This is a genomic window from Nocardioides guangzhouensis (genome assembly GCF_004519545.1).
Taxonomy (GTDB): domain Bacteria; phylum Actinomycetota; class Actinomycetes; order Propionibacteriales; family Nocardioidaceae; genus Nocardioides; species Nocardioides guangzhouensis.
On the sequence record NZ_SDKM01000001.1, the window covers coordinates 223,643 to 249,761 of the forward strand.

Consider the following 26,119-nt stretch of genomic DNA (forward strand, 5'->3'; position numbering starts at 1 on the left):
GAGGGGACCAACGACCCGACGAGTAGGGTGGCGAACCGTGAAGGAACGCCTGGTGTGGATCGACTGCGAGATGACCGGACTCGACCTCGGGGCAGACGCCCTCATCGAGGTGGCGGCGCTGGTCACGGACTTCGACCTGAACGTGCTCGGTGACGGAGTGGACCTCATCATCAAGCCACCCGCCGGGGCGATCGAGCAGATGAACGACTACGTCCGCGAGATGCACACGACCTCCGGCCTGCTCGACGCGCTCGCCGACGGCATCTCGATGGCCGAGGCCGAGAGCCAGGTCATGGACTACGTCCGCGAGCACTGCCCCGACGGCAGCCGCCCCCCACTGGCCGGCAACACCGTCGCCACCGACCGCTCGTTCCTCGCCCGCGACATGCCCACGCTCGAGGCGTTCCTCCACTACCGCAATGTGGACGTCTCCTCGATCAAGGAGCTGGCCCGCCGCTGGTACCCCCGCGCGTACTACGCGTCCCCGCCCAAGCGCGGCAACCACCGGGCCCTGGCGGACATCCAGGAGAGCATCGAGGAGCTCCGCTACTACCGCGAGGCGGTGTTCGTCCCGGCCCCCGGACCCGACTCCGAGACGGTGCGCGCGATCGCCGCCCGGCACGGCGGTTCGCTGACCGGGATCAGCGACGACCCCGATTCGCCGGACACCCCCTGAGTGCCGTTACACTCGTCCCCGGTCCGACGCCCTGCGTCGGCCCGTGGTGGGTATAGCTCAGCTGGTAGAGCGCTGCGTTGTGGTCGCAGATGTCGCGGGTTCGAGTCCCGTTACTCACCCCAACACGATCGAGCCCCTGACCTGCGGCAACGCGGTCAGGGGCTCGACGCTTTCCGGGAGTGCCCCCCAGATTGGGGGGCACTCTGGGGGGCAGTGGCGGGGTGATTGCACAGCGGGAACGCCCGCGCACCGTCAGGCCGGTCAACCCAACCGACCGACACGACGGAGCACCCACCATGTGGATCGAGAAGCGCGGCCAGCAGCACCGGGTCTACTGGCGCAACCGCAGCCAGGACGGCCCCAGGAAGCCGTATGAGCCGTTCGGTACCCAGGCGCAGGCCGAGACGTTCATGACCTTGGCCCGGGCCAGCAGCCTGCTGGGGGCGCTGGAGTACCTGCAGAACCCGACGCCCGAGGGCCTCCTCCGACTGCTGGGCAAGCCGGTCCGCCCGGCCGCTGCCCCCTCGACGACGGACCTGGCCGTCACCGGGATCACGCCACCCCCGCCCGGGGCCGGCGCCCGGCTCGAAGCCCGGGTCGACGTCACCTTCGAGCACCTGTGGATGACCTTCCTCAAGCAGCAGCGCCACCTCGAGGAGACCACCATCGACCTCTACGAGGAGTACGGCAAAAACCACTTCCTGCCGTTCTTCGAGGGCCTGGACATCGGGCTCATCCAACGCACTCCCCCACTCCGCCCCTCGGACGCGATCCCCGGGGCCGTCTACGTGGACGACTGGGTGCAGGAGATGCTGAAGAAGGAGAAGCGGAACAACGCCGGTCGCCCGCGCCCGGGCACGGTGCTGTCCATCAAGTTCATCACGAACGCCCTCACGGTGCTCGCTCAGGCGTTCGACGTGGCGTTGCAGGCGCGTCCCGCGGCGCTGCTTCAGGTGAACCCCGCGCGAGAGATCCGGCTCCCGAAGCAGGACCGCCGCGAGATGTTCTTCCTCGAGGACGGGGCCACCTACGACCGGCTCCGCTCGGCCATCCACGAGCACTTCCGCCCGCTGCTGGACTTCCTCGTCGGGACCGGTGCCCGGTTCGGCGAGGCGGCCGGACTCCTCGCGCGACACGTCCACCTCGACGTCGAACGCCCCTACATCGAGATCCGCCTGGTGTTGAAGTGGGCCCGCAAGCGCTGGAAGCTCGGACGCCCCAAGACGCGCTCGTCCGTCCGGCGCATCTCGCTCTCGCCCAAGCTGGTTGCCTTGCTGCGCCCGCTGGTGGCGGAGAAGACCGGGGACGACCACGTGTTCACCATGGTCGAGGGCGGGCCCATGCACCACGGCAACTTCACGAACCGATACTTCAGGCCGGCCGTGAAGGCGGCCGGCGGGAAGGTGCCCAGCCGCCTGCGGATCCACGACCTTCGGCACACGCACGCAGCCTGGCTGCTCAGTGACGGCGTTCCGGTGTTCGTCGTGCAGCGGCGACTCGGGCACAGCAACAGCGGCACGACCCAGGACATCTACGGCCACCTGACCCCGGAGGCAGACGACCACACGCTGGCCCTGGTGGACCGGCGGCTCCCGGACGTGCTGTGCCGCGACGAGGATGAAGCACGAGTCATCAAGCTCACCAAGAGGGAGAGCGCCCTCCCCGAGTTCGACGTCGATGACGACGACGATCTGGCGGCATGAGCTGCCACCGGGCACTGGCGCGGCCGGGCGCCGGCCGGCCGGCCGCAAGGCTACCGGCTGCCCGGGAAGTTCCATCCGAAGTGGCTGCGCATCCCCTCACCGAGGCTCCACAGTGAGCGCCCGAAGATGCGCTGGCTGGGGTCGGTCGAGCTGGCGCAGCTGTCCAGAAGCACCGCCGTCAGAAGCCAGCGGGCGGACAGTTCGAGGTACCCCATGTCCTCGACGGAGAACTCGGCGGCCGGGTCGTGTTTGAGCCGGTTGTTGCAGTCCCAGACCCGGTCAGCCCACTGGTCTCGGTCCCCGACCCAGTCCTCGAATGCGTCGCTGACCCGGTCCGCCAGGGCAACGGGTACCGCGAAGCCCTTGATTCCCTCGGCCCACGGGTGCGCCCGGGCCTGGGAGGAGACCCAGTACTCCATGGCAGCACATGTGGCCAGCAGACGGGACTCCTGGGTCTGGCCGTCGAACAGCCGGTGGTTGACGATGGGGGCCGCGGCGCGTCGATGGCGCAGGCACAGGGTTATCCAGTGGCCAACCCCCTCGGGCCCGCCGATGTCACCGAGCTCGAACACGGCCGGTTCCCATGCTGGAGGTTCGCGACCGTCAGCGACGGTTACCGCGTCCCAGAGTTCCGCCCAGTCGCCGTCGACCACCAGGCGGGCGCGCCCGGACACAGCCTTGAGGTCATGCCTGTGTGCGAGTGACAGCAGCGCGTGCGCGGCCCCTTCTCGCGCAGCGCGACGAGTTGGGACTCGACCCAGTCGGGGTCGGCCAGAGCACGGTCGAGTGCGGCCTCGCCGAAGCCACTGACCGCACCCTTGCCGGTGCGGTAGACGTTGAGCCGGCCGTAGAGACCCTGCGGTCGGCCGGACCCGGCACGCGATGGGCCATGCCGACGTACCGGATGACCCCAGTGTCCGGCTCTCGAAGCAGGTACACCCCAGGCTCGCGGGGAGCCTGTGCGAGCGCGGTGGCGAACGGCGCCCACCCCGACCACTCGGCGAGGTCTGCCACCGCGCGGTAGGCGTCGACCAGTGCAGGCTCGCGTACGGAGAGGTGCAACCACGTCATACGACCAGTCTGTGACGCACCACCCTCAATGCAGGTGACAGTCCGCCCCGCACGGTGACTGGCATGACAAGACACCTTGACGGACAACCCACCCTGACGGACTTGGCACGACAGTTCGAGACGGCGTCGGATCCCCTCGAGCGGCTCGGCTGCATCCGGCTCCTCCGGGAGGCGCTGAAGGGCGCTGAGGAGACGACGGTGCAGGCGGCCCGGACTGCCGACGCGTCGTGGGCAGCAATCGGTGAGTGCCTTGGCGTCTCCAAGCAGGCAGCGGCCCAGCGGTTCGCGATCCGGCCCGAGCCCACCGCGACGTTGGCGGGCGAGACTCCCGAGTCCCCTCGTCGACGGACGGGGAGCAACGTCTGGGAGGTCACGTCGCCCGGTGGGCGCACGCTGCTCCGCATCCGTCGAGTAGCCCGATGATCCTGCCTGCACAAGAAGGTGAGGAGGAGCGCAACTGCGCTCCTCCTCACCGTTCACGGGTGTAGCAGGGTGATGCCTTCGGTGAGGGTGTCCCTCACCTTCTGCTGGGTCTGGCGACCGACGGCGATCAGCTTCTCGAGCGCCTTCTGCGCCTGGACCGCCAGTCGACCGACTTCGTCGAGCTCGGCGATGCCAGCCAACGCGATGCTCAACCGCGCCTCGATCTGCGCAAGGTCGATCTCGGCGTCGTCGTCCTGGCGGACGGTCAACATGGCTACCTGCTCGCGGAGCAGCAGATAGATGAGCGAGACGGTCTCCGGGTCCTCAGCAGCCACGACGTAGGCGCAACTGTCGACCCGGGCGAACACGCCGCCTCCGGGAACCTCGGCACGGGTGGGCACGAGAACGAGTCCGCCGGCGGCGTCTCGCACTCGGCACCCAGTGGCCACTTCGTCGCGGTAGGCCTTTGCCGAGAGCGATCTTGAGCGCAGCTTGGCCTCCAGGACGATGCGCACTCTGCGGCCGTGTCCGGTTATCGAGGGCGACAGGGTGGCAACCCCATCGCCCGTTCGGCGGGTGGTTCCGACGCCGGGCTGGCCGCCGGTCGGCTCGAACATGTCCCCGGCGGCGGTGACAACCTCCTGGCACAGGGCCATGGCTTCGTCCTCGTTCGCGGCCCCGATTGCTCGGCTGCTCTTCGCGCCGGCTGTCTTGGCCACCTGAGCAGCCTCGACCAGGCTGCGTACGAGTGCGAGCTGTTCGCCCAGCTCTCGGCGGGTGCCGTTGAGCTCCTCGAGCAGGTCCTGGCGCAGCATCCGCACCGGGCCTTCGCGGTCGAGGGAGAGCGCGTCTCGAACGGAGTCCGAGTGCCGGGCCAGGGCTGTAGTGAGCTCCTGCATCCCGGCCGCCTGGACCGCACGAGCGGCCTCGACCACGGTGGCTCGGACGTTCCCGGCCTGGCCACTGAGGGCGGCTTCAACCTGCGCGGGCAGGTTCTCCAGGACCAAGCTCGCGGTGCGAGCGACGGTCTCCTCGCCGGCCTTCAGCCGGGTCAGGGTCTGGTCGAGGCTCGCAAGGGCCGCTTCGGACTTGGCGTCCACCCGGTCCGCGAACGTGTCCAAGGTGCGGGTGAGAGAGCCGGTGTCGATCCCGGCGGTGCCCATGGACAACGCCACGAGACCGACCGGGAGCGCACGGCGTACCAGGTCCGCCGCTGCCTCGGGGCCATGGTCGGTCAGCTGGCTTCGGACGAAGGACGCGGCCTCGCCGTGGGTGACGGTGAGGTCGTGGATGACCAAGATCTCCCCGGTCACGGTGACCGGGGTGGCCCCGTTGGGGATCTGGGAGACACTCACCGTGCACCTCCGACGGCCGCCGGGAGCGGCAGGTCGGCGGGGAGGCCCAGGCGAGCCTTTCGGCAGATCAGGCAGGTCTCTGGTGGTGTCTCGGACTGGTGGAGCAGGCCGGCCTCCCAGACCCACAGCTCGGCCAGGAGGGCGTCGCTGTTGGGGAGTCGGTCGGTGATGGTGTCCTCGACCTGGAGCTGCAGGTTGCGCAGCGCTTCTTCGTCGGTGCTTCGGTGAGCGGCCGCGGACGCGAGGCGCTGGGTGAGCTCCACCCACAGTCGCAGGAGGCGTGCTGCCTCCCGGTCGTACGGCGGGGTGGGGTTGGCAGCCTGTGCGGGCACGGGCTGCGGCTGGGTTGTTGATGTCACGGGGACCCTCCAGCGGGTTCGGCCGCAGCGGTAGGGGCCGGATGCCCCCACCGTCAGCGGGGGCTCTGTTGTGTGGCCCACCACCCACCTTCGAGGCGCTGCCCTGTCCCCCAAGCGGATTACCCCGCCAGATCTTTCGAGGCCCATTGCCGTACGGCGGGCACCACGGACGGTTCGAGATCGCCGCGCTAGCGGTCCGATCACATCCGCCAACAGAAGGATCCGCCTTGAACACCGAACCGGCCCCCAACGAGATCGCCGTCGTCGTACGTCTCCCCCGGGAGCTGCGCGACGCCCTGAAGGAGCGCGCCGCGCTCGAGGACCGTTCGGTCGCCTCGCTCCTTCGCCGCGCCGCACGCACCTACCTGCAGGACGCGGAGTCCATCCCATGAGCACCGAGCCAGGTCCCCAAGGACTCGAGGACGCACGGGTCGAACGCGTGCCGACCGGTGCGGAGGTCGACGTCGCGGACCCGGCGCTGCTCACCGAAGAGCAGTACACCGCGGTGGCACTCACGACCTCGGGCTATCGGCCCACGGAGTACGGGAACGCGCAGCGGCTGGCCGTCCTCTTCGGCGGTGACGTTCGCTGGGTTCCGGAGGAGAAGCGCTGGTACGTGTGGACCGGCCGGCACTGGGCCCCAGACGCGACCGGGGAGCTGATGCGACGGGCGAAGACCGTGGCACGACTCCTGTGGCACGAGGTGCCGCATGTCAGCTTCGATGACCGTCGCGTATGGCTCCTCCACGGCCGCAAGTCGGAGACCAAGCGCGGGCTCCAGGCCATGATCGACCTGGCGGCGTCAGAGAAGCTCCACACCGAGGACGAGCAGGAGCTCACCCTGACCTGCACGGCGGCCAGCTTCGACCAGGACCGACACCTGCTCAACTGCACGAACGGCACGTTGAACCTCGAGACCGGCGTGCTCTCGCCACATCGACGCACCGACATGCAGCGCCGCATCACCCTGGTGCCGTACGAGGCAGACGCCCGCTCAGCGGATTGGGAGGCCTTTCTCCGACAGACCACAGGGGGAGACCAGGAGCTCATCGACTACCTCCAGTTGCTTGCGGGAGCGACGCTGCTCGGGAGCAACCGCTACGACATCCTCCCCGTCATCTTCGGGCCCCAAGGGAGCGGCAAGAGCACGTTCATCCAGGCGCTGGTCGCCCCGCTCGGACGGCAGTTCGCCGGCACCGCCAGCCTGGAGACGTTCGCGGAGCGTCGCGCGACGAGCGCCGCCCGGGATGACCTCGCCCGGCTCGAAGGGCTGCGCATGGTCGCCTGTGTGGAAGGGGAACGCAACCACACGCTCGCGGCCGGGCTGGTCAAGCAGATCACCGGCGGCGATGAGGTCGCGGCGCGCCGCCTCTACGCCAGCACCACCACCTGGACGCCGGAGTTCACCCTCTGGATGGCAGTGAACGAGCGGCCCCGGTTGCACGAGGACGAGGAAGGGATGTTCCGGCGTGTGAAGGCTATCCCCTTCGAGAACCAGGTCATCCACATGGACCCCACGCTCCGCGAGCGCCTCAGCGACCCGCACAATGCTGGTCCAGCTGTTCTCGCCTGGGCGGTCGCCGGCGCCCTCCAGCTCGCGCGGGATGGGCACCTCATCGACCCTCAGGTCGTGGTGGAGGCGACCGAGGAGTACCGCGACGAACGGGCGCCCACGGCCTTCGATGCCTGGCTCGAGGAGTGCTGCCGGCGTGTACCGGATGACGTCAGGACGCCCAACCCTGACCTCCGCGCTTCCTACATGAAGTGGTGTCACGAGTCCGGCACGACACCGGTCAGCGCCAAAGCGTGGGGCACCAACATGGGACGGCACTTCACGGTCGCCCGCACCAGCACGACCCGGTTCTACCGGGGCGTGACATTGCTCGAGGGCGAACCGGCTGATGACAGCTCCACGCCGTAGGCGCGAGCTGCGTCTAGCAGGCGCACGAGGTATCGGTGTGTCTCCATGATGAGGATGAGGCAACCGCTCTCGGTGAACGCCCCCTCCCGGGCCGGTCCAGACGACGACCGCGGGTGCAGGCCGTAGTTGCGCAGGTCCCGCAGGTAGGAAGCATGTGCGAACAGCTCGTCGGCGGTGGTCGCCATCCGGGGGGCTCCTCGCAGTCTCTCGACCACGCGCTTGATCAGGCGCCCAGCGGCATCTTCGCCGAGAGCCTTTGCAACCGAGGTGTCGTCCTGCATCGCCTCCCCGAGCGTGAACCAGGCCGCTTCGCTGGCCGCGCCGGCCATGTTCACCGCCGCCAGGTACAGCCCTCGTCGGTGCGCCTCAAGGACCTCCCTGAAGCACCTCTCTCCCCTGTCGCCGAGCAGGAGGGCTAAGTCCACCGACGTCAGGCTGAATCGGACTGCACGCCAGGCCGGATCGTCCAGAAGGCGCCGGCCCAGCCGGTATGCCTCGGCGATCCGCGGCCGTGCCAGGGCAACTGCTCCCCGCCCCGGGTTCCCCCTCCGCCGGGGGCCAGGTCAACGATGCTGAGAACGACGTCGTTGGCCGCTCCCGTCGGGCGTGTTCATCGGGACGATGGTGCCCGCGGCCTCGAGGTCGGCGAGCTCCTCGTGGACGGCTCCCAGCAACCGGTGCCGACGAAGTGCCGGTTGGTCTGCGTCCACTTCCTGGTCAGGATCCCGCTGTGCGGCGAACACGTCGATCTCGGCGCCCTCCGCTGCCGGCAAGCCGGCTTGCTCGTAGACCCGAGCCTCGATCTCGGCGCAACGTAGCCGCGCGCCCGTCGACAACAGCTCGACGATCACCTCGCGGGCGATCGCCAGGTCAGCAGGGCCGGGCACCAGGGCGGCCGCGAGCTGCGCACGTACTCGGTCGTTCACCATCGACATGCCGACCAGTCTGCAGGGATCCAGCCACACCCGCTGGGAACCCCGGCCGACGCGCCACCACGCCCTACTCGCTCGTGACGGGTGACGCTTGGTGACGCATTCCTCGGCACTTCCTCGACACAACTCCGTTTTCGCGACTTGTCGCGGATCTGCCGTCACCATCCGTCATCCGTCACGATCCGGCCGGCTGAACCAGGGTCCCGCTTCACCACTTGGGTTCGTTGAACACGCGGCGACGGTGCGCCGCATGCCCACGACAACGCCCCCGAACGCCCCGGCAGAGTGCCCCATCACTGACCACGTAGCGGCCGCTCTCTACCGCGCTCAGGTGTCCCGACTCGACGCGATGACGGAGCCGGAGTTCGCTGCCGTCGAGTGGCGCTGCCTGGACGTTCTGCCGAGGGAAGTTCGACCGGTTCCAGGGTTGTACCCGTCGGCGAAGGGAGTCAGCTGACCTCACGAAGCCCGGCGCTTTGTATCGGTGCGACTGCACCAACGGTGACCGGCGGCACGGTGAACGCCATCGCGTCCCCGACCACAGGAGCCAAAGTGTCCATCCAGATCCAACCCCGCGTCGTCCTCGCAGACGACTTCACCCCGCAGCGCGTCTACGTGCCGCTTGCCGCCAAGTTCGACGCCGCCGGTGCGGCCGAGTGCACTCTCTGCCACGTTGACCGCTACTCCACCGGTGAGGCCGGAGGCATCGGCTCCCAGGTCGGCAGGTCCACACGCCTGCACGCCGAAGATCCCGACGTCCGGCAGTACCTCGCCATCCCCCAGGAGGCATTCGACCCCGCCCGCCCCGAGGTCGGAGCGCAGCACGGCGTAGTGCACCTCTATCTGACCGACATCCACCCGTCGGTCGTGGTCGACGAGTACGTCGGTGCCATCGTGAGGTGCGGCAAGACGCTCTTCCTGCGACTGAGCACGAGCTCCACTCAGCGCCAGATCAAGCGCTACGACTCCGCCGACTCCAACGCGTTCACCGTGCTCGTGGTCGCCCTGCTCAACCACACTGCCGCCAACCTGACGGGCCTGCGATGGAGCGACGACCCCCGTCGCGCCGGCCGTGAGACCCCAAACTGGCAGGAGATCACCTCCCGGGCGGCGGAGCTCGGCAAGCACCTGACCTTCGGCCAGAAGACCTACGACCCCCAAAGCGAACACCTGCTGCTCTCGCTCCTGGGCAGCATGAACCAGCAGGACGACATCACGCGGATCCACTCCCTCACCGGCGGACGCGTCCAGAAACTCCTGACCAGCGCCTGCCCGATCAGCGAAGGCCAGCTCCCACATGGAATCCGGCACAAGCGCCGCGACGACGGCCGGGTATTCCTGGGAAACAAGAAGACGAAGTACGCCGAGATCGACGCCGAGTGGCATCCCGCCATCGTCGAAGCCCTGCGACTCCACGCCGCCGGACACCCCTACGTGCAGATCGGCCTGGACGTGTTGGTCAAGCACCGGGTCCCCCGCCGTGGCCAGTTCAGCACTCCGGGGGCGACCTACGCAGACCTGGCCGATCTCCGAGCAGACCTCAGCGACGCCACCAAGACGTTCTTCGTCAACAGCAACCGCACCAAGCCCGACGAGGAGCACCTCTACCTCGGGAAGCTCGCGGTGTGGGAGACCGGCCGCTACCCGCACCGCGTCGCCAACAACCTCAAGCAGCGCGGCATCCCCGTGGGCGGCCTGGTGCCCACCTACACGGGACCGGACGACGTCACCGGCTACTTCGACGTGGAGCTGGACTGGGGCACGGCCCTCATCGGGTTCAAGGACGAGGAGGAACGTGCGGCCGTGCTCGGCGCGTGCCGTGACCGCCTCCGCGCCGAGCGGCGGGCACCCCGCGCGGTCGCTGGGCGGGAGGCCGCCGGTGGGGACGTACGGGCGCTGGGCGGCCCGTACGACCGCTGGGAGGCCATCGAACCTGCGGACCAGCACTGGCCCGGCGAAGTCACCATGTACGGCGTCACCACCCGCACCCACAACAGCGGCAAGAACACGTTCATCCTCGTGCGCTACCCGGGCTCGACCAGCACGGACGCCAACGGCCGGCCCCACGGGCTCATGCGCTACGCCAGCAAGCCCGCTGAGCACGTCGCGGGAACCTGGTCCTCCGAGGCGTACTGCGCCAGCGTCGCCACCGAGATCCAGCGCGTCGTAGAGGACCGCATCCTCGATCCCGCCGCAGTAGTGCCGGTCCTGGCCGTCGCCAAGAACGCCGGCAGCCCGGAGGGAGATCGACGCCGGCGCAACCTGGTCGCAAGGCTCGACGCCGCAGCAGCCAAGGCAGCGCAGCTCCGTGAGGACGCCGAAGGCCTGGAGCTGCTCGCCGCCCGGAAGGAGAGGGCCGGTGACCAGGAGGCTGCCGACCGCTACGACGAACGCGCTGCGCAAGCCACAGCCGAGGCCGCCAAGCAGGACGCCATCGGGGCCGACGCCGCGGCGGCACTCGAACGCCTGGCGAGGGAGCCCGCCACCGGACCCGAGCCACTCGAAGCGAACCTCTCGCTCGCGGCGTACCTCCAGTCCGGGTTGAACCGGGCCAGCCTCAACAACGGACGCAGCAGCTCCGCGTTCAGCGCCGTGGCCCGCAACCACCTCGTCCAGCGCCGCTTCAAGATCCGCGACGAACAGGTGGTCTGGAGTGCCGACCTGCTGCTGCCGCTCGTCGCGGGTGGGGAGCTTCGAATCCCCCTGACCGGTGCGGTGCAGAACATCCGCCACCGCAAGGGCAAGGAGCTGGTCCGCGCCGAAGTCGTCGCCGAATACGTCCTCCGCGACGGCCGCACCCTCGACGAGGTCGCCATTCAGCAGACAGCCACCCGCAAGACGGTACTCGTGAAGCGCCTGATGCCCTGGCTCGTCGAGTACGGCGTCACGGCCCGCGGCGCCAAGAACGCCTTGGTCGACCACCCGCTCCGGCTCGTCCAGCGCATCATGCACGAGCAGCTGACCGAAGGACCGAACGCCTTCTCGTCGCGATGGTCGGCCGGATTCGTTGGCCTGCTGCGGGAGGTCTACTGCGACTCTGACCTCCAGTGGGGCGACGCTGCGTGCCCGGATGACACGACCTGGATCGCGACCGCGGTCGCCACCGTCACCCAGTCCACCGGGACGCGGAAGTACGGCGTTCCCATCCTCGACCTGGCGCTCGCGCTCGGCCGAACCGAGGACGAGGTCCGCGAACTCGTCACGCCCCAGAAGCGAACCGGCGGCTTCACGCGGCCCCGCTACCTGACCTACGCCGACAAGGCCAAGACCAAGGTGAAGGCGATCGGGTGCCCGCACGGACGCTGTCGCGGCCGACGGCACGCCGACCATGTCGCCCTGCTGCCTGAGGTGGCCGCCAGCGGCTATGGCGTCATCTGCTCGTATTGCCGGCGAGTCCCTTCCGACTCAAGACGGTGGGTGAGTCTCCAGTTCCCGGTCGAGTACCTGGAGCACTGGACGAACCGCGGTCCGGCCGGAAGCCTCCGCGCGAAGGCACAGACCGTCCCGGCGCAGCCGCCGACGACCCTCGCGCTCGGAGTGCGCTGCCCCGAGGGCATCTCACCCAGCGGGGACACCGATGCGCTGCTGTCAAACCACGACTGCCGCCGCTGACGACGTTCGGCTCGCCTAGCCCGTAGTGGGCCGGGCAAAGCGGCGGGGCACGGAGTACCGTGGGTGCCGGAGCGCCGGGAAGGCTGGTCGGCACGTTGCGACGTCGACCCCAAGGACACGACATGACGTGGACTCCGGCACTCACCCAGACCGTTCCGGCACCATGGTCTCGCGAGTCCTGGGCGGCCTGCCGCAACACTGGCGGCAACCGCTCCGAACCGAACTGGCAAGTGATCCGCCAGGACGTGGAGGGGAAGTCGACGGCGGCGGACATGGACGCGTCCTGGTTCCGTACTGCGGCGGTCGGGTCGCGCAGGCGGCGCTGGACGTGGCCGCGTCCTGGGCGTTGTCGCACGCGGCCGACGCGTGCGTTCTCTACGTGCGCCCGTGCGACCTGAGCCGCGGCGGGTACTACTACGTCGAGACCGTGGCGGACGCGATGGCCGTCGCCGAGGCTGGAGCCATACGGTTGCGGGCTCGCGGCGTGACCACCTGCTCGCGGGTGGTGGACTCCGACCGGCGGTTGCTGTCCGCGGCGATCGTCAACTACGCGGCCTGCACCGAGGCGCGGGTTGTCGTTCTCGGGACCCGGGCGCGAGGCCTGCTGCACGCAACCTTGGTGGGCAGCACCTCCTGGCAAGTGGCTCGCCGCGCGGACCGCCCCGTCATCCTCGTCAACGCAGGTCGCGAGGCCCATCGCCCCCGGCCAGCCCGACCCGGATGGCCGCTTGGCCCGGGGTGGCTGCAACAACCGGGGGCTCCGGACGACTGGTAGCCGGGGTGGTCGTGCGCCCGTTCCGTGAAGGGGTCCGAGCCGGGTCAATCGCTGCGTCGTCCGACCTCAACTGGGGCCCCGCTCTCGTGCTGGCAGTTCTCGAGACAGTGAACGACCGACCCAGACTGGCTCGGGAAGGCCGTCCGGATGCAAGGTAGCTGGCATGAGCTCGCCCGAAGCAGAGACTGCGGACATAGCCGTGATCGGTGGCAGCGGCTTCTACTCGTTCATCGACCAGCCGGTGCAGGTGTCGGTGGACACGCCGTACGGCGCCCCCTCGGCGCCGGTGTCCGTCGGCACCGTGGCCGGACGCCGGGTGGCGTTCCTGCCCCGTCACGGCGCCCGTCACGAGTTCCCGCCGCACGCGATCAACTACCGCGCAAACATCTGGGCGCTTCGATCGCTCGGCGTTCGGCAGGTACTCGCGCCTTGCGCAGTCGGCGGCCTGCGTGCCGAGGTCGAACCCGGCGACGTCGTGGTCCCGGACCAGCTGGTCGACCGCAGCTGGGGTCGGGACCAGAGCTATGTCGAGACCGGCGCCTGTCACGTGCCGTTCGCCGACCCCTACTGTGCCCGGATGTCCGAGGCCGTGGCTGCCGCGGACGCGTCCGTCAAGCGGGGCGGCACGATGGTGGTCGTCCAGGGCCCGCGGTTCTCCACCCGCGCCGAGTCCGTCCACTACGCCGACCAGGGATGGTCGCTGGTCAACATGACCGGGCAGCCCGAGGCCGTCCTCGCCCGCGAGATGCGCCAGTGCTACACCGCGATTGCACTGGTCACGGACATGGACGCCGGCATCGAGACCGGCTCCGGTGTCGGACAGGAAGAGGTGTTCGCGCTGTTCGCCGAGAACCTCAACCGCCTGCGGACGCTGCTCGCCGACACCATCGCCTCACTCCCGGACCCGGACGGCTGCCCCTGCAACACGTGGGCTGCCGACGTCGAACTCACCTACGAGGTGCCGTGAACGTCACCGACCCCGGCGACCAGGCCCGACGAGCGTCTGACCCACCTGGCGCCTGATCGGCTGCCTTCGTGCAAGCGCTGGTCGGGAAGGTCAGCGGATCTCCGATCGCACCTCCCGGGCCTGCGCCAGCGACCTACCGGTCGGTGAACAGTCGGTCCGGCAGGTGTTCGTTGCCCCGGACGTCCGCGAGCGCCTCTCGCCTCAGGGGCGTTCCGTCGACCAGCAGGGTGACGACCCCGCTGGGTTCGAGCAGTGCGAGGGCCAGGTCGTCCAGCGAGCCTCGCCCGGCTTGCCGGAGCCGGCTCCACACGTCGCCCTCGGTCAGCCCGAGCCGGCGTAGCGTCTCGCCCTGCATCACCCCTTCGAGCACGATCACCTCGGCACGATCGCGTTGATGACGCCGCAGCCTGCTGAGCACCGCCATCACGACCAGCACCGTCGCCAGGGCCAGCACCCCTGCCTCCAGGTTCGGGGACAGCCCCAGGCTTGCCCGCCCCACGATTGCCCCGAGCACGACCATGGTCGCCGTGGTGTGGCTGGACGGGTTGGCCAGCAAGCGAGGCCCCCAGGTGTGGAGAAGCCAGACCAGCAACAGGTACATGACCGCGGTGGTGAGGATCACGGCGAGAGCGGGGTACGACGCCAGGTGCAGGTAGTGGCCGAAGTCGTTCATGCGTCGATCCTCCCGCTTGCGGGCGCTCCGGCGGACCGCCGGTCACTCGACTGCGTCGGCGTGTTCGCGCTGGGCCAGCAGGGTGACCTCGCAGACACCCGCCCTGAGGGGTGAGCTCCCGCTGATCGGGTCGCTGGGCGTCTGACGCAGCACCAGGTTGAGGTTCGCACTGTCGGGCCCGTACGGCGCGTAGCCCGGCGCCCCCAGCTCGTCGCAGGCCTGCCACCAGCCGTGCTGACCGAAGACCACCTGCGGGTCGAGGCTGGCGTTGAGCTTCGCCCGGGCGCGGACGCTGCCGTGAGGCGTGTCCAGGGAGACCCAGTCCCCTGCCCCGATCCCACGGCTGGCCGCCGTGGAGGGGTGTATCTCGACCTGCGGGTCACGGGCACTCTTGCGCAGTGCTGCGACCTGGCGATGCTGGGTCTCGCAGAAGAACAGGGACTTCGCACAGCTCAGGACCAGCGGATAGCGGTCGGCCAGGTCCGCGCGTGATCGGGGGCTCAGGGGTTCCACGAACGTCGGCAGCGGGTCGTAGCCGTGCCGTTCGAGCGTCTGCGAGTACAGCTCCACCTTGCCGGACGGGGTCGCGAACCCGGCTTCGGTGTACTTGCGGTACCGGGTGGTCAGGGGCACCCGCACGCCTTCCGGGTGGGCGCGCAGCTCCTCGAGGGTGATCCCGCTCGGGGCCAGCTGATGGCGGAACGCCGCGTCGATGTCGCCGTCCCAGAAGTACTCCCCCAGGCCCAGCCGGGTGGCGAGATCGAACACGACGCGCAGGTCGGAGCGAGCCTCTCCCCGGGGCGGCACGAGCGGCCGCCGGAGCTGGACGAGCGACTGTGCCTCCTCGCTGTACTCGAACCCGATCTTCAGGGCCTCGGACTCGAACGGAGTCGTGACCGGCAGGACGATGTCGGCGATCTCGGCCGTGGGCGACATGAAGAGGTCGGTCTGCACGAAGAAGTCGAGGCTGCGCAGGGCCTCCCGGCCGCGAGCGCTGTCCCCGTGCGCCATCACCATGTTGCCGCCGAAGCTGACCAGTGCCCTGATCCGACGGTCGAGGGCGGCGGTGTAGAAGTCCTCCCCCGTGACGAAACCGAACCTGGCCGGCCCGAGCGGGCGCTCGTCGACGCCGACGGCGGGCGGGTCCGCCTCAGAGACGAACTCCATCCCGTCGATCGGGTTGGAGGGGACGGCGGGGAACAGCACGTTCCCACCCGGAACGTCCAGACTCCCCGTCAGGGCGTAGAGGACGTCGATGGCGCGCAGGGTCTGCGTGGCGTTGCTGTGCTGCTCCAGTCCACTCCACGTGTAGAACGCGACGGGCCGGGTCTCCCAGAGGGTCCGAGCCGTAGCGACGATGTCATCCGCAGGCACGCCGGTGATGTCCGCGGCGAAGTCGGGCGGGAACTCTGCGCAACGGGTGGCGAGCAGGTCCCAGACGCTCCGACCGCCGACCAGGTCGGCCGCGTTGGTCCACTCACGCACGAAGTCGGCGTCGTACCAGCCGTTCTCGATCATGACGTGCGTGAGGGAGAGGGCAAGCGCCGCGTCGGTGCCGGGCCTCACCCGCAGCCAGTGGTCGGCCCTCGCGGCGAGGCCTGCCTTGCGGGGATCCACGACGACCAGCTTCGCCCCACGCCGCACCGCGGCCACGGTGCTCGTCGCGTGCGCGAGGCGGGCCACCGACGGGTTGTAGCCCCAGAACAGGATGCAGCCGGCGCTCTCGAGGTCCGGCAGGTAGGAGCCGGGCACCGAGGCGCCGAACGTGTAGAGCGGCGCCAGATACCGGCCCCACCCGCACAGCTCCATGTAGTTGCAGTAGTTCGGGCTGCCGAAGCACCGGATGAGCCGCTGCACCCAGTCGACGGCGTCGCTGATCGCCGACGTGGACGGCGAGCTCGAGCTGAAGCCGACCGACTGCGGTCCGTGCGCTGATCTCATCGCCAACAGCCGTTCGGCGACCGTGTCCAGCGCGTCGTCCCACGAGACCTCTTCCCAGCCCGGGTCGGGGGCGTCCTTGGGGCTGGTCCGCCGGAGCGGGTGGAGCAGACGGGAGGGGTGGTAGAGGATCTCCGGGGCTGCCTTCCCCTTCAGGCACAGTGCCTGGCCGGTCGGGTGCGACGGGTCCGGAAGCAGGGCCCGGAACGTACCGTCCGCGACCTCGGCACGCGCTCCGCACCGCGACACGCACAGCGGGCAGTACGTCGGAACCGGGTCCCCGCCCATCAGACGATTGTGCGCCCGCGCCCACTGAGGCGACAACGACCGGGTGCATGATCGAGGCCTGAGCCAGCTCGACCAGATCCGGCGCGCGGAACCCCTGGCGCTGAACCGCGGTGACTGGGCGGGGCTGCTGCGGCGGCGTCTACCCGGTCACCGGCCGGCTCGACGCCGCCGAGGAGCAGCTGATCCGTGGCGCATCGCGAATGACGGCAACCGGTCAACGATCACGCTGCCTCCATCCGTGGCATTCGGGGGGAGCGGTGGGGATTACCCTGTCGGCATGGTGGCCTCGACGGAGACGGCGCTGATCGCTCGGTCACCGGCTGACGTCTTCGCCTACACCAGCGACCTGGACAACGAGCCGAGCTGGGATGTCGAGGTCGTGAGTATCGCTGCCGGTGCTGACGAGGCTGGTCTCGAGGTCGGCCGTCGGTACGAGATCAGGTTCGTGCCGTTCCTGGCGGAGGCGGAAGGCACTCTCACCGTGCTGGAGGTGGAGCCGGGCACCCGCATGGTCCTGCAGACCGACTTCGCCGGGCTGACCTCGCGGATCACCTACTCCTACGCGGCCCACGGAGCCGGAACACGCTTCACCCGCCATGTGGAGGTGCATCCGGTGGGGATGTTGCGTGTGGTTGCTCCGTTCGTCACCCGGCGGGTGCGGCGGGCCAATCGTCGCGACGTTGCCAACCTCAAGCGCCTGCTCGAGGCAGACTGATGCGCGCCGCCGAACTGGCCGAGAACCTCCCGACCGTCGACCTGGACACGGACGCGATGGAGGCCGCCCGGACGTTGGCCCGGCACCGGATTCCCGGCCTGGTGGTGATGGACGAGAGCGGTTCCCCCTACACGGTGCTACCGGGGTCGCAGGTGCTTCGGTTCGTCATTCCTTCCTACGTCCAGGACGACCCGCAGCTGGCGGCCGTGTACGACGAGCGGGCGGCCGACGAGCTGTGCGGGCAGCTGTCCGGGCGTCCCGTGCGCGACCTGCTGCCCAGGCGCCCGGATCCCGATGACCTGCCGGTGGTCGATGCCGACGCGAACTCGATGGAGGTGGCCGCGCTGATGGCCCGGTTGCGGAGCCCGATCGTCGCCGTCGTCGACCACGGCGTCTACCTCGGAGCGGTCACGGTCAGCCGACTCCTGACTCATCTGCTGCCTGAGCAGTCACGGTGACGACCGCGCTGGTCGTCGTCGCGTTCGTCGCGGCGTACGTGCTCATCGCCACCGAGCGGATCCATCGCACGGCCGCCGCCCTGACGGGGGCTGCGGCCATGGTGATGCTGGGTGTGGTCTCCGCCGAGTCGGCGTTCTTCAGTGAGGACACCGGGATCGACTGGAACGTCATCTTCCTGCTGTTGGGGATGATGGTGATCGTCAGCATCATCCGGAGGACTGGCCTGTTCGAGTACCTCGCCGTCTGGGCCGCGAAGCGGGCGGGTGGTCGCCCGTTCCGGCTGATGGTGATGCTGGTGGTGCTCACCGCGGTGGCCTCGGCCGCGCTGGACAACGTCACGACCGTTCTGCTGGTGGCGCCCGTGACCATGCTGGTGTGCGAGCGGCTGGGAGTCCCGGCGGCGCCGTACCTCATCGCCGAGGTGATGGCCTCCAACATCGGTGGGACCTCGACGCTGATCGGGGACCCTCCGAACATCATCATCGCCAGCAGAGGCGGGCTGACGTTCGTCGACTTCCTGATCAACCTGGCTCCCCTCGTGGTGCTGCTGATGGTCGTCTTCATCGGACTGTGCTGGCTGATGTGGGGCAGGACGCTGCCCTCACACCCGGAGCGGGTGGAGGCGGTGATGCGCCTGGACGAGCGGGAGGCGATCAGGGATCGGGGGCTGCTCGTGAAGAGCCTGGTGGTCCTGGCCGTGGTGCTGTGTGCGTTCATCGCCCACGGGGCTCTTGATCTCGACCCGGCGATCGTCGCCCTGCTCGGCGCCGGGGCACTGGTCGCCTGGTCGCGCCTGGACCCACCGGAGTACCTCGAGGAGGTGGAGTGGTCCACCCTCGTGTTCTTCATGGGACTGTTCGTCATGGTCGGGTCGCTGGTCGAGGTCGGCGTGATCGACACCCTCGCCGAGGCGATGACCGATGCCGTCGGAGGCCGGTACCTCGCCGCCGGCACGATCCTGATCTGGGCCTCGGGACTGATGTCGGGGGTCGTGGACAACATCCCGTACGTCGCGACGATGAGCCCGCTGGTCGCCGACCTCGTCGCGGCCGGCGGTCACTCCGACCAGGCGGAGTCACTGTGGTGGGCGCTGGCCATCGGGTCCGACCTCGGGGGGAACGCGACCGCCGTCGGGGCCAGCGCGAACGTGGTCGTCCTCGGCGTCGCCGCCCGCAACGGGCATCCCATCTCGTTCTGGCAGTTCACCCGGTACGGCCTCGTCGTGGCCAGCGTGACCATTGCCGTCAGCTGGGTCTACTACGCAGCGCGCTACTTCCTGTTCTCGTGACACCTGCGCACTTGCTCCGAGCAGCGCATGCTGGACGGCAACCCCCCTCGATGGCGAAGGCCGGACCCGCCGCACGTCATCCTGACCCGGCGAGCTCGCGCAGGACGAGGTCCGCGTGTGCGCGAACCGGCGCCAGATCGGCTGGTTGCACGATGGCCCGCTCGGCGTCGGCGATGACGAGCTCGACCTGATCGGCGACAAGCCTCCGGTCGCCGGGGTCGTCGCAGAACCGGCCCGTGGTGGCAAGCACCCGGAGCAGCGCGCGGTCCACCCGGGGCTCGGCGCACCCGTAGCGGCGGATCTGACCCGTGGCGAGGTCGAGGTAGTAGGACAGGTCTCGCCCCGGAATCACGACACGCAGCGCCCCGGAGGCGTCGGACAGGCACTGGCTGCCCAACGGGCGGCGGACCAGGGTGGCGAGCAGGACACCCAGGTGCTCCAGCGACTGGATCGCCGTGTAGGGGTCGTTGATGGCGGGAGACAACGCCTTGACGGCAATGTCGGCGAGCTGCCGCACGCCGAAGGCCACGTCCTGCTCGGCGGTGCGCTCGAAGCCCACCCTGACCGCCCCGGGCAGGTGGGCACGAAACGGCGCAGGGTCCGGTGCGCGTGCGTCTGGCGTGGGACCCCACAACCAGAGCAACGGCGCTCCCTGGACGACGTACTCGCCGACCATGACGGCCACAGCAGCCACGACGTCACGCTCCCGCGACAGCCGAAGCAGCATCTCGGGATGCACGGCCTGGACGTAGCCCGAGTCGTACGCCGGCACCATCACTGACCCCGCGGGCGGCCACGGGGCGGGCTCGGCCGTCACCCCCTCCGAGGGCAGGTCGTGCTCGATCACCCGGAGCGTGCTGCGTTCCACGCTTCGCATGACCTCGTCGATCTGGATGGAGTGCGCCAGGTGGTGCACGAAGAACACCAGCATCAGCAGGCTGACGAACAGCAGGACCAGCGCGAAGCTGACCGCGAGTCGTGGATAGTCCTGAACCCGCCGCCCCGCCTCGACCCCCACCGTGAACAGGCCGGCCGTGCTGTAGGTGAAGGTGGCGACGAAGATGCTCAGCACGACCTGGTTGATCCGGTCCCGGAGGAAGTTCCGCAGCAGCCGGGGCGAGAACTGGGTCGAGGCGAGCTGCAGCGCCACCACCGTCAGGCCCAGGACGAGGGCGATCACCGTGGCCAGGGTGCTCGCGATGGCGATCAGCAGCGTCCGCGCGTCGTCCGGGGTCCCCTGGAAGACGAACCGGCTGGTCGAGGACACCTCGACCTGCGACAGTGCGAAGCCGACGGCGAGCGCCACCACGACAGCGATCGTGGGGAACACCCAGAGCGCCCCACGCAGGTACTCCCACACCGCCTCGCGCCGCACGAAACCACAGTGGCCGCGGCGCCCCGAGGGGTCAACCGGCCTGGTCGGTGGCGGCGGCCCCGGCAGGGATCCGCGACAGCTCGACGAGGTCGTCGACGATGCGGACCATCCGCTCGACCTCGGCCCGGACCTGACGGTGGTACCCGTCAGGGTCGTGGTCCAGTACATCGTCCCGCGTCTCGGTCAACGCGCACAGCGCTGCCAGCGGGCTGCGCAGGTCGTCGGACACCCAGGACACCAGCACGCGGCGGGACTCCTTCAGCTGCTCCTCACCCGTCCGAGACTCCGCAAGGCGCGTACTGATCGCCTCGAGCCGGCTGGCCAGCGCCCGGAGCTCGGTTGGCAGCGTCGCCCCGAAACCGGCGTCGAACCGGCCGCCGTCACCGAACCGCCGCACACCCCGAGACGGTCGAGCCCCTGACTGCGGAACGCGGTCAGGGGCTCGGCGCTCTTCCGGGGTTGGTCGTCGTCGTTGCCGCTCGTCAGGGTTCCGGCGTGGTCGTGCTGGGCCTCCGTGGGATCAGGCGGTGGTGTCGAACCAGAGCTCTGCGCGGTCGAACGGGTTGCCGGACCTGTCGGTGATGGCCAGCGTGAACTCCGGGTTGAGGGTCAGCTGGTAGGTGCGCCGGGCGAGCAGCCGGGCGTCGGGGACGAACGTGGCCCGAGCCACCCTGCCGGACTCGCAGCTCACCACCGCGGCACTCGCACTCCGGCATCGCCACCCTCCAGCGACCGGGGGCCCGAAGGTCGGGTTCTCGCTGTGGGGTGCGAAGACCCGGCGCACAGTGGCGCTCTCGGCCGTGACTCCGGACACGATCTCGGAGAAGCGGACCGTCACCGGCCCGGCCGGCGTCACCCGCCACCGCAGCAGGCGGGCCCGCGGTCGCCGGTGGTCTGCCGCGGTGATGGCCACCCGGTCTGGCCAGCCCCGCGCCGCGAGGGCCGAGGGCGGGTAGTACGTCTGGTTCAGGGCGCCGTCTGTGACGGTGATGGCCACCCTTCTGTCACTCGCGTTCGAGGTGCACCGTGGCAGCGTCACGACTCCCGTCCACACGCCATCTCGCCGCGTTCCAGCGACCCGTTCGAGCGCGAGGAACCGGTGGCCCACGTAGACATTCACCGCGTGGACACCCGATCGGCCGTCCACGGCGCGGGTCCTCACGACCAGCCGTCCGTCCTCCGTCCGTACGTCGACATGGCTGGGCCTCAGCGCCAACCGGGCCAGCTCGGGGGGGCGGATGTCGTCGCGGCTGAGGATCGTCAGCTGTCGCCTGAACCCGAGCTCACCGAGCCTCTTGTGGGAGTAGGACCGGAAGTTGCCGACCTTGTCCATGACGAAGACGCTGCTGATCTTCCAGGTTCCGCTGCCCACCCACTGACGAACGCGCATGCTGCCCTGGAAGGTGTCCGGGCTGTCGGCGGGGCTGAGGTCGACGAAGTCGCCGTCGTAGGAGCCCTCGCTGATCGACTCGCCGCCCATGCTGCCGACCAGGTACAGCTCGCCGACGCCGGGGACCGGGTCGGCCACCGTGGCCGTGAACGTGACCACCCTGCTTGCTCGCCGGGTGTCGACGGGGCCGGGGGTGGACCGGAAGTCGACGATGCGGGGTCGACTGGTGTCGCGGATGGAGATGACGTCGACCGTGGTCGGGAAGCCTGCCTGCTCGAGGTCCTCGGTCCACAGGGCACGGGAGTTCCTGGCTCCGTCCCTGAGGAAGACGCCGTTGATGGTCCAGCGGCCCGGACTGCTGCCGGGTTGGACGGTGACCGAGCCGGTCCATGCGCCCGTGGCGTCCTTGTGCAGCGCGTGGTAGGTGTCGAACGGGTCGTCGACCAGGGGGTCGCCGAAGGAGATCTCGACCCGACGGAGCCCGCTGGCCGGACCCGGACCGCCCAGATCCTCGGCGGTCAGGGAGAAGGTCACCTCGTGGGCGACGTCGGTGACGTCGACGGCCGGGGTGACGGTGAGCCCGGTGAGCACCGGATCGCCGTTGTCGCTGCTGACGCAGTCGTTGAGCGGGACGGCGGGCGAACCGACGGCTGCGCCTCCGCCGCCGGACACGACGACGGCCCCCACCATCAAGAGACCGGCGATCACGCGCGTCAGAGCCGCCATGGCAGCCTCCTGCCTTCAGGTCGACGGTACGCCCGATCGATGAGCCGCACGCGGTCCCGGCGCCAGCGCTAGACCAGCGGTGCGGCCGGCTCCCGGTGCGACCTGGTCGGGGCAGGAACAAATCGCCCCCGACGCCGGGTTGAGTCCAGCACACTCAACTTTGTTCAAGGGGTACCCATGACATCGAAGAAGCTCCCCGTCCTGTTCCTCGACGACCTGGTGCTGCTGCCCGGCATGGTGGTGCCGATCGAGCTGGGGGACAGCGCCCGAGCGGCGGTGGACGCGGCGCGGGCCGCGGTCGAGGCCGAGTCTGCTCCCGAGATCCTCGTGGCCCCGCGGCTCGACGGCGCCTACGCGTCGTACGGCGTGGTGGCCGAGGTCGAGAAGGTCGGCCGGTTCCGCGGCGGCGCGCCCGCGGCCGTCCTGCGGACCGGAGCACGCGCACGGATCGGCAGCGGGGTGACCGGCCCGGGCGCCGCGCTGTGGGTCGAGGCCGAGACCGTCGAGGCGGTCCCGGTGACCGACGAGGCCCGGTCCCTCGCGGAGGACTACCGGAAGCTCGTGGTCGCGGTGCTGCAGCGTCGGGAGGCCTGGCAGATCATCGACTCCGTCAGCGCCATCGACGACCCCGACGCCCTGGCCGACTCGGCCGGGTGGGCGCCGTACCTCTCCGTGGAGCGCAAGCAGCAGCTGCTCGAGACGCCGGACACGGCGAAGCGGCTGCGGCTGCTGGTCGAGTGGACCCAGGCCCACCTCGCGGAGACCGAGGTGAACGACAAGATCGAGGCCGACGTCCGCGACTCGCTGGAGAAGGACCAGCGCGAGTTCCTGCTGCGCCAGCAGCTCGCGGCGATCCGCAAGGAGCTCGGCGAGGGCGAGCCCGACGGGTCCGACGACTACCGCGCCCGGGTCGAGGCGGCCGACCTGCCGGACCACGTGCGCGACGCGGCGCTGCGCGAGGTGGACAAGCTCGAGCGCTCCAGCGACCAGAATCCCGAAGCGGGGTGGATCCGGACCTGGCTCGACACGGTGCTCGACCTCCCCTGGCGGGTGACCACGGACGACAACACCGACATTGCGGCTGCGCGCGCGGTGCTCGACGCCGACCACCACGGCCTGACCGAGGTGAAGGACCGGATCGTGGAGTACCTCGCGGTCCGGGCCCGCCGTACCGAGCGCGGCCTGTCCGTGGTCGGCGGCCGGGGCTCCGGCGCCGTCGTGCTGCTCGCCGGCCCTCCCGGCGTCGGCAAGACCTCGCTCGGCGAGTCGGTCGCACGTTCGCTGGGCCGGACGTTCGTGCGGGTCGCCCTCGGCGGCGTCCGTGACGAGGCGGAGATCCGTGGCCACCGGCGCACGTACGTCGGCGCGCTGCCCGGCCGGATCGTCCGGGCCGTCAAGGAGGCCGGATCCATGAACCCGGTCGTCCTGCTCGACGAGGTCGACAAGGTCGGCTCGGACTTCCGGGGCGACCCGGCGTCCGCGCTGCTCGAGGTGCTCGACCCGGCCCAGAACCACACGTTCCGCGACCACTACCTCGAGCTCGACCTCGACCTGTCCGACGTGCTGTTCATCGCGACCGCCAACGTGCTGGAGACCATCCCGCCCGCTCTCCTGGACCGGATGGAGCTGGTCACGATCGACGGGTACACCGAGGACGAGAAGGTGGCGATCGCCCGGGACTTCCTGGTCCCCCGCCAGCTCGAGCGCGCCGCCCTCACCACCGAGGACGTCACGATCACCGACCGAGCACTGCGCGACATCGCGGCCAACTACACCCGCGAGGCCGGCGTCCGGTCCCTCGAGCGGCTGCTCGCCAAGGCCTTCCGCAAGGCCGCCCTGGGCGAGACCCCGGCGGTCGTCGACGTCGACGACCTCACCGACCTGGTCGGGCGGCCGCGGTTCACCCCCGAGTCGCGCGAACGTACGGCGGTGCCGGGCGTGGCCACCGGCCTCGCGGTGACCGGCGCGGGTGGCGACGTGCTGTTCGTCGAGGCGTCCCTGCTGCCCGGCGACAGCCCTGGGCTGACGCTGACCGGGCAGCTCGGCGACGTGATGAAGGAGTCCGGGCAGATCGCGCTGACCTGGGTGCGCTCGCACGCCGACCAGCTGGGCATCGAGCCCGCACTGCTGGACCGGCCCGTGCACGTCCACTTCCCGGCGGGTGCCGTCCCCAAGGACGGGCCGTCGGCCGGCGTCACGATGACGACCGCGCTCGTCTCGCTGCTCACCGGGCGTCCGGTGCGGGCCGAGGTCGGCATGACCGGCGAGGTCTCCCTGACCGGTCGGGCCCTCCCGATCGGCGGCGTGAAGCAGAAGCTGCTCGCCGCCCAGCGCGCCGGACTGACCGAGGTGTTCCTGCCGCAGCGCAACGGGCCCGACCTCGACGACGTACCTGCCGAGGTGCTCGAGGCGCTCACCGTGCACCTGGTCTCCGAGGTCAGCGAGATCCTGGAGAAGGCGATCGAGCCGGCCGGACGAGCGGCGGACGCGGCGGCCTGACCTGGCAGAGGAAGCGGGCTGCGGGATCGCCGCTCTGGCGTCCATCGTCATCGTGTGGAACGACGAACACAAGAAGGTGCCGACGCCCCGCTGGGCGCGGCATGGACGGGCGCGTCGTGGGACTCCGGCGACGTCGAACCCGAGGGGCGTGCCCGGGAGCAGGTGAGGTGCGCTGCCTCGGGCACGCGTTGGGGGACTGGGCCCGAGGCAGCGCCGACGTCGACCGAGGCCTGGCGAGCCCGTGGCGGGGGAACCCGAGACACGCCCGTCGGCCAACGCCTCGTCAAGGCTAGGCACTCGTCGGGCCGCACCGCAGACGATCAGCGACGCGTCCCCGACACGCCTAGACCGCCGAGCTCGACGTGCTGACGTTGCCCCGACCCCGCCCCCTCCGGCAGAGCCCCGCTGGTCCGTCGGGCGTCCCCGGTGGTCCAGCACCGCCTTCCCGGGGGCCGGGAGCGGCGGGATACTCGCGGCGTGGGCGGCAGGTGGGACCTCCCCGCGACGGGGGACCCGGAGGCGCAGGACCGGGCAGCGATCGACGCGCTGCTCGACCGCGCCCGCGCGGGTCTCGACCGGGTGCTCCCCTCCGACCTGGCCGCGGAGATGGCGGCGGGGGCCGTCGTCGTCGACATCCGGCCGGTCGACCAGCGGATGAGGGACGGCTCTCTGCCGGGCGCGGTGGTGGTGGACCGCAACGTGCTGGAGTGGCGGCTGGACCCGACCTGCCCGCACCGCCTGCCGCTGGCCACCGGTGCCGACGTGCGCTACGTGCTCGTCTGCAACGAGGGGTACGGCTCCAGCCTGGCCGCCGCCACCCTTCGCGAGCTCGGACTGCGGCGCGCGACCGACCTGGTCGGCGGCTACCAGGCCTGGCTGGCCCTGGCGGCCGGGACTCGGCCCGGGGCCGCCCAGGTGCGGATCTGACGGGCGCCACGCGGATCAGGCCGCCAGCCCCTCGAGCGCGGCCAGGA

General features: G+C 70.2%; 23 protein-coding genes and 1 tRNA gene. 14 read left to right on the forward strand and 10 right to left on the reverse strand.

The features are described from left to right. The first annotated feature begins 37 nt into the window (after positions 1-37). The 3 genes from orn (at position 38) to EKO23_RS01055 (ending at position 2,379) form a co-directional block, all read left to right on the forward strand. Positions 38-676, forward strand: coding sequence for an oligoribonuclease (orn, locus tag EKO23_RS01045; protein ID WP_134713157.1), 639 nt, complete (start codon positions 38-40; stop codon positions 674-676). Positions 677-722: 46 nt separating this feature from the next. Beyond that, positions 723-798: transfer RNA gene (locus tag EKO23_RS01050), tRNA-His, on the forward strand. Positions 799-972: 174 nt separating this feature from the next. Next, a complete protein-coding gene (locus EKO23_RS01055) occupies positions 973-2,379 on the forward strand; it encodes a tyrosine-type recombinase/integrase (RefSeq protein ID WP_134713159.1) in 1,407 nt (468 codons plus the stop codon). A gap of 50 nt (positions 2,380-2,429) precedes the next feature. On the opposite strand, the gene EKO23_RS01060 is transcribed toward EKO23_RS01055, so the two are convergent. Beyond that, positions 2,430-2,951 (reverse strand): HEPN domain-containing protein, encoded by a 522-nt coding sequence (locus tag EKO23_RS01060; RefSeq protein ID WP_134713161.1) that lies wholly within the window; start codon positions 2,949-2,951, stop codon positions 2,430-2,432. Between the two features lie 601 nt (positions 2,952-3,552). On the opposite strand from EKO23_RS01060, the gene EKO23_RS25650 reads away from it, so the two are divergent. Next, positions 3,553-3,873 (forward strand): hypothetical protein, encoded by a 321-nt coding sequence (locus EKO23_RS25650; RefSeq protein ID WP_175582643.1) that lies wholly within the window; start codon positions 3,553-3,555, stop codon positions 3,871-3,873. Between the two features lie 53 nt (positions 3,874-3,926). Here the strand turns inward: EKO23_RS25650 and EKO23_RS01070 are convergent, their stop codons facing one another. Further along, on the reverse strand, positions 3,927-5,186 hold the full coding sequence (locus EKO23_RS01070; RefSeq protein ID WP_134713163.1) for a hypothetical protein: 1,260 nt from the start codon (positions 5,184-5,186) through the stop codon (positions 3,927-3,929). Positions 5,187-5,224: 38 nt separating this feature from the next. Further along, the gene (locus EKO23_RS01075; RefSeq protein ID WP_134713165.1) at positions 5,225-5,560 is read right to left on the reverse strand and encodes a hypothetical protein; all 336 of its coding nucleotides are present in this window, start codon (positions 5,558-5,560) and stop codon (positions 5,225-5,227) included. A gap of 254 nt (positions 5,561-5,814) precedes the next feature. On the opposite strand from EKO23_RS01075, the gene EKO23_RS24985 reads away from it, so the two are divergent. Further along, entirely contained in the window at positions 5,815-5,979 is a 165-nt protein-coding gene (locus EKO23_RS24985) for an Arc family DNA-binding protein (RefSeq protein WP_167880267.1), read from the forward strand. Next, entirely contained in the window at positions 5,976-7,508 is a 1,533-nt protein-coding gene (locus tag EKO23_RS01085; protein ID WP_134713169.1) for a DNA primase family protein, read from the forward strand. The genes EKO23_RS24985 and EKO23_RS01085 overlap by 4 nt, the downstream gene beginning before the upstream one ends. Here EKO23_RS01085 and EKO23_RS01090 read toward each other — a convergent pair. Both EKO23_RS01090 and EKO23_RS01095 read right to left on the reverse strand, forming a co-directional pair. Continuing rightward, on the reverse strand, positions 7,451-7,933 hold the full coding sequence (locus tag EKO23_RS01090; protein ID WP_134713170.1) for a hypothetical protein: 483 nt from the start codon (positions 7,931-7,933) through the stop codon (positions 7,451-7,453). The genes EKO23_RS01085 and EKO23_RS01090 overlap by 58 nt on opposite strands. A 138-nt stretch (positions 7,934-8,071) precedes the next feature. Continuing rightward, entirely contained in the window at positions 8,072-8,443 is a 372-nt protein-coding gene (locus EKO23_RS01095) for a hypothetical protein (protein WP_134713172.1), read from the reverse strand. Positions 8,444-8,992: 549 nt separating this feature from the next. On the opposite strand from EKO23_RS01095, the gene EKO23_RS01100 reads away from it, so the two are divergent. From EKO23_RS01100 to EKO23_RS01110, 3 genes are all read left to right on the forward strand, one after another. Continuing rightward, entirely contained in the window at positions 8,993-12,052 is a 3,060-nt protein-coding gene (locus tag EKO23_RS01100; protein WP_134713174.1) for a hypothetical protein, read from the forward strand. Positions 12,053-12,215: 163 nt separating this feature from the next. Next, the gene (locus tag EKO23_RS01105; protein ID WP_281280835.1) at positions 12,216-12,827 is read left to right on the forward strand and encodes a universal stress protein; all 612 of its coding nucleotides are present in this window, start codon (positions 12,216-12,218) and stop codon (positions 12,825-12,827) included. A gap of 163 nt (positions 12,828-12,990) precedes the next feature. Further along, complete coding sequence (locus EKO23_RS01110; protein ID WP_134713178.1) at positions 12,991-13,794, forward strand: S-methyl-5'-thioadenosine phosphorylase; 804 nt, start codon at positions 12,991-12,993, stop codon at positions 13,792-13,794. A gap of 133 nt (positions 13,795-13,927) precedes the next feature. Here the strand turns inward: EKO23_RS01110 and EKO23_RS01115 are convergent, their stop codons facing one another. Further along, entirely contained in the window at positions 13,928-14,467 is a 540-nt protein-coding gene (locus EKO23_RS01115; RefSeq protein WP_134713180.1) for a YetF domain-containing protein, read from the reverse strand. Positions 14,468-14,509: 42 nt separating this feature from the next. After that, entirely contained in the window at positions 14,510-16,693 is a 2,184-nt protein-coding gene (locus EKO23_RS01120; protein ID WP_134713182.1) for a molybdopterin-containing oxidoreductase family protein, read from the reverse strand. A gap of 277 nt (positions 16,694-16,970) precedes the next feature. Here EKO23_RS01120 and EKO23_RS01125 point away from each other — a divergent pair, with 277 nt between their 5' ends. From EKO23_RS01125 to EKO23_RS01135, 3 genes are read left to right on the forward strand one after another with little or no spacing between them, the layout of a single operon-like run. After that, positions 16,971-17,408, forward strand: coding sequence for an SRPBCC family protein (locus tag EKO23_RS01125; protein ID WP_134713184.1), 438 nt, complete (start codon positions 16,971-16,973; stop codon positions 17,406-17,408). Next, the gene (locus tag EKO23_RS01130) at positions 17,408-17,866 is read left to right on the forward strand and encodes a CBS domain-containing protein (RefSeq protein ID WP_134713186.1); all 459 of its coding nucleotides are present in this window, start codon (positions 17,408-17,410) and stop codon (positions 17,864-17,866) included. The genes EKO23_RS01125 and EKO23_RS01130 overlap by 1 nt, the downstream gene beginning before the upstream one ends. Further along, positions 17,863-19,155 carry an ArsB/NhaD family transporter gene (locus EKO23_RS01135; protein ID WP_134713188.1) on the forward strand — a complete coding sequence of 431 codons (1,293 nt, stop codon included), beginning with the start codon at positions 17,863-17,865 and terminating at the stop codon, positions 19,153-19,155. The genes EKO23_RS01130 and EKO23_RS01135 overlap by 4 nt, the downstream gene beginning before the upstream one ends. A gap of 76 nt (positions 19,156-19,231) precedes the next feature. Here the strand turns inward: EKO23_RS01135 and EKO23_RS01140 are convergent, their stop codons facing one another. From EKO23_RS01140 to EKO23_RS01150, 3 genes are all read right to left on the reverse strand, one after another. Continuing rightward, entirely contained in the window at positions 19,232-20,530 is a 1,299-nt protein-coding gene (locus tag EKO23_RS01140) for a DUF2254 domain-containing protein (protein WP_167880268.1), read from the reverse strand. Positions 20,531-20,561: 31 nt separating this feature from the next. Next, positions 20,562-20,927 carry a histidine kinase dimerization/phospho-acceptor domain-containing protein gene (locus EKO23_RS01145; RefSeq protein ID WP_134713192.1) on the reverse strand — a complete coding sequence of 122 codons (366 nt, stop codon included), beginning with the start codon at positions 20,925-20,927 and terminating at the stop codon, positions 20,562-20,564. A gap of 123 nt (positions 20,928-21,050) precedes the next feature. Then, positions 21,051-22,646, reverse strand: coding sequence for an Ig-like domain-containing domain (locus EKO23_RS01150; RefSeq protein WP_134713194.1), 1,596 nt, complete (start codon positions 22,644-22,646; stop codon positions 21,051-21,053). A gap of 177 nt (positions 22,647-22,823) precedes the next feature. Between EKO23_RS01150 and lon the strand changes: the two genes are divergently transcribed. Both lon and EKO23_RS01160 read left to right on the forward strand, forming a co-directional pair. Then, complete coding sequence (lon, locus tag EKO23_RS01155) at positions 22,824-25,145, forward strand: endopeptidase La (protein WP_134713196.1); 2,322 nt, start codon at positions 22,824-22,826, stop codon at positions 25,143-25,145. Between the two features lie 477 nt (positions 25,146-25,622). Beyond that, on the forward strand, positions 25,623-26,072 hold the full coding sequence (locus EKO23_RS01160) for a rhodanese-like domain-containing protein (RefSeq protein ID WP_246050837.1): 450 nt from the start codon (positions 25,623-25,625) through the stop codon (positions 26,070-26,072). The last annotated feature ends 47 nt before the right edge of the window (positions 26,073-26,119 follow it).